Below are 3,580 nucleotides of genomic sequence, written 5' to 3'. Positions count from 1 at the left end.
GCGGGGGGCGTGCTGTGGTGGCCGGGGCGGGCGCCCGCCCCCCCGCCCCGTCCACAAGAGCACGCCCCGTCGGGCCCACCTGAGGGAGGGGGTGGCGACAGGACGGGGGCGGAGGTGGGGTCTGAGAGAGGTGGGCCCGAGAGGGGGCCGGCGTTCGACCGACGCTCCGCTCACCTGCGGGTTAGAGTCGCGGCATGCCGGTACGCGTGACATCGATCGAGACCGCCGTCCCCCCGACCGTCCTGCGTCAGAGCGAGCTCCGGGACGTCTTCGCCGCCCAGGACGGCCTGAGCAGGCTCGGGCAGCGCCTGGTCCGCGGTGCGTTCGACGCGTCCGCGATCGACACCCGGCACACCGTCCTCGACGAGCTGGGCCGCGCAGCCGCGGGCGCCCCCGTTCCCGACGCCGAGCAACCCCCGACGTTCTACGACGCCTCGACCGGCACCATCCTCGACCCGCTCACCGGCACCCGCAACGACGCCTACGCCGAGCACTCCCCCTCGCTGTTCCTCGACGCCGCGCAGCGAGCCCTCGACTCCGCACCGGGCGTCTCCGCGGGTGACGTCACGCACGTCGTCACAGCGTCCTGCACCGGGTTCTACGCACCCGGGCCGGACTACGCGATCGTCCGTGGCCTCGGCCTGGACCCCACCACCGAGCGGTACCACCTCGGCTTCATGGGCTGCTACGCCGCGTTCCCCGCACTGCGCACCGCAGCCGCGTTCTGCACGGCCGACCCCGACGCCGTCGTCCTCGTCGTGTGCATCGAGCTGTGCTCCCTGCACATCTCCTCCTCCGACGACCCGGACGTCATCACCGCGGCCTCCGTGTTCGCCGACGGCGCCGCGGCCGCCGTCGTCACCGCACGCCCCGTGCCCGACGGGCACACCGTCCTCGACCTCGACGCGTTCCACTCCGACCTCACCCCCACGGGCGAGGACGACATGGCGTGGACCATCGGCGACCACGGTTTCGAGATGGTCCTCAGCCGGTACGTGCCGAAGATCATCGGCGAGCACATCCACGGTGCCCTCGCGCCCCTCGTCGACGCAGCGGGCATCCCGGGAGCGTCGGACATCACCCACTGGGCAGTGCACCCCGGAGGCCGCAGCATCCTCGACAAGGTCCAGACCCACCTCGAGCTCGACGACGCCCAGATGGCCCCGTCGCGCGCCACCCTCCGTGAGCACGGCAACATGTCGAGCGCCACCGTCCTGTTCATCCTCCGCCGCATCCTCGACGCCTCCGGGGACACCCCGGAGCGCGTGTGCGCCCTGGCGTTCGGGCCCGGTCTCACCGTCGAGAGCGCCCTGCTCACTCGGCGCACCGTCTGACGGGGCAGCCCACCGTGCACGACGTCCGCACCCCGATCCTCGGCCCCGTGCTCGGCCGCACCCTCGAGCACCGCGCCGTCGACCTCACCGAGATCATGGACGACCCCGCCTGCGACCCGGCGGCCCTCGACCGCACCTACCGGTACTTCAGGCCCATCAACGCCGTCGTCTCCGGGTGGCGGCGCGTCTACGTGCGCCACCTGCGCCCCCACCTGTCGGTGCACGAGCCCACCACGCTCCTCGACATCGGGTCCGGCGGCGGAGACGTCCCGCGGGCCCTCGCCCGGTGGGCCGCCCGCGACGGCCTGCGCCTCGCCGTCACCGCCGTCGACCCCGACGAGCGCGCCCACCGGTACGTCACCGCCCAGCCCGCCACCCCCGGGGTGGAGTTCCGCCAGGCGTCCAGCGGCGACCTCGTCCGCGACGGCGAGACGTTCGACCTCGTGACGTCCAACCACCTCCTGCACCACCTCGACCCCGACACCCTCGCCTCGCTCCTCGCCCACTCCGCGGTCCTCGCCCGACGCCTCGTCGTCCACGCCGACATCGAGCGCGGGCGCCTCGCCTACGCCGCGTACGCCGCCGCGACGTGGCCCCTGGCCCGCAGGTCCTTCGTCTACGACGACGGGCTGGCGTCCGTCCGCCGCAGCTACCGCCCCCACGAGCTCGCCGCCGTGGTGCCGCCCGGGTGGGACGTGCGCACCCAGCTGCCGTACCGCCTGCTCCTCGTGCGGGACGTCACCGACGCCACGGCACGCGAGGAGGCCCGGCATGCGTGACGTCGTGGTCATCGGCGCCGGTCCCGTAGGCCTCTACCTCGCCGCGCTCCTCGCCCACCGGGGCCTCGACGTCGCCGTCTGGGAACGCCGGCCCGCGCCGTCGGGCACGTCCCGCGCCATCGGCATCCACCCACCGTCGCTGCGCGCGTTCGAGCAGCTCGACGTGACGGGAGCGATGGTCGACGCCGGGGTCCCCGTCCACCGGGGCACCGCCCGCACCCGCGACGGCGTCCTCGGGCACGTCCCCTTCACCGGCGTCTCACCCCGGTACCCCTTCGTCCTCACGCTCCCCCAGCACCGCACCGAGGAAATCCTCGCCCGACGCCTCGACGACCTCGCCCCCGGGATCGTCCTGCGCGGCACCACCCTGGACTCCCTCGAGGACACCGGCGACCACGTCCGCCTCACCGGGACCACCCGTACGCCGGACAGCACCGGCGACGACAGCACGCGGACCGGCGACACCGTCACCGAGGAGGCCCGCTTCGTGGTCGGCGCCGACGGCGCACGCAGCACCGTCCGCGCGCTCGCGGGCATCGCCGCGCCTCTGCGGGAGTACGCGGACACCTACGTCATGGCCGACTTCGCGGACACCACCGGCGCCGGCACGGACGCCGTGATCCACCTCGAGGAGGGCGGCGTCGTCGAGTCCTTCCCCCTGCCCGACGGCAAGCGGCGCTTCGTGGTGCACACCCCGCACCTCCTGCCCGCGCCCGACGCGGACACCGTCGCCCACCTCGTCGCCCAACGCACAGGGCACGACCCCGACGCGGCCACCAGCAGCATGGTCAGCGCCTTCGGGGTCCGGCGGCGCCTCGCCGCCCGCATGGCCCACGGCCGCGTGGTGCTCGCCGGGGACGCCGCCCACGAGATCAGCCCCGTCGGCGGGCAGGGCATGAACCTCGGGTGGGCCGACGCAACCCACCTCGCCACCCACCTCGTCGACGTCCTCACCTCCCGGACCGACCACACGACGGGGCTCGACGCGTACTCTCGCACGCGCCTGCGCAGCGCCCGTCGCGCGGCGTGGCAGGCCGAGCAGAACATGACCCTCGGACGACCTGTCGCCGGCGCTCGGCGCACCCTGCGCGACACTGCCCTGCGGGCGGCGCTGTCCAGGCCCACGGCCCCCCTGCTCGCGAGCGTCTACGCGATGCGGTGGGCGTGAGGGTTCACCCGCCGTCAGGCTGACCGGACGTCAGATCCCGGACCAACGTCCCGGAAGGTGCCCACCTACCCGAGGAATGCTGGATACCAGGAGGCGACAGACGCCCCCGACGGGACCACCTCACGACGGCCGTCCCGCACCCCTGGGAAAGGCACGACCATGAAGGACACCAGCACCACCGTCAAGCTCATCGGAACCCTCCTCGTCGCCGCAGGCCTCGCCCTCGTCCTGGCCGGCGGCACCACCTGGATCATGGTCCGCAGCCAGCTCGTCGCCGAGAACATCACCGTCGCCGAGGA

At 73.9% G+C, this 3,580-nt stretch carries 3 protein-coding genes; all 3 read left to right on the top strand.

What is annotated here, in order from left to right; all coding sequences use genetic code 11:
• Window positions 1-194 precede the first annotated feature (194 nt).
• The 3 genes from JAV76_RS14315 to JAV76_RS14305 are packed head-to-tail and all read left to right on the top strand — an operon-like array spanning window position 195 to window position 3,281.
• Window positions 195-1,334 carry a type III polyketide synthase gene (locus JAV76_RS14315; protein ID WP_198734755.1) on the top strand — a complete coding sequence of 380 codons (1,140 nt, stop codon included), beginning with the start codon at window positions 195-197 and terminating at the stop codon, window positions 1,332-1,334.
• A 14-nt stretch (window positions 1,335-1,348) separates the two neighbouring features.
• Window positions 1,349-2,113 (top strand): class I SAM-dependent methyltransferase, encoded by a 765-nt coding sequence (locus tag JAV76_RS14310; protein WP_307844271.1) that lies wholly within the window; start codon window positions 1,349-1,351, stop codon window positions 2,111-2,113.
• Window positions 2,106-3,281 (top strand): FAD-dependent oxidoreductase, encoded by a 1,176-nt coding sequence (locus JAV76_RS14305; RefSeq protein ID WP_198734754.1) that lies wholly within the window; start codon window positions 2,106-2,108, stop codon window positions 3,279-3,281. The genes JAV76_RS14310 and JAV76_RS14305 overlap by 8 nt, the downstream gene beginning before the upstream one ends.
• The last annotated feature ends 299 nt before the right edge of the window (window positions 3,282-3,580 follow it).

The sequence above is a fragment of the Sanguibacter suaedae genome (assembly GCF_016342785.1).
In the GTDB taxonomy this organism is placed as follows: domain Bacteria; phylum Actinomycetota; class Actinomycetes; order Actinomycetales; family Cellulomonadaceae; genus Sanguibacter; species Sanguibacter suaedae.
Note: the sequence above shows the minus strand (reverse complement) of the source record. Positions and strands in the feature narration are given on the sequence as shown.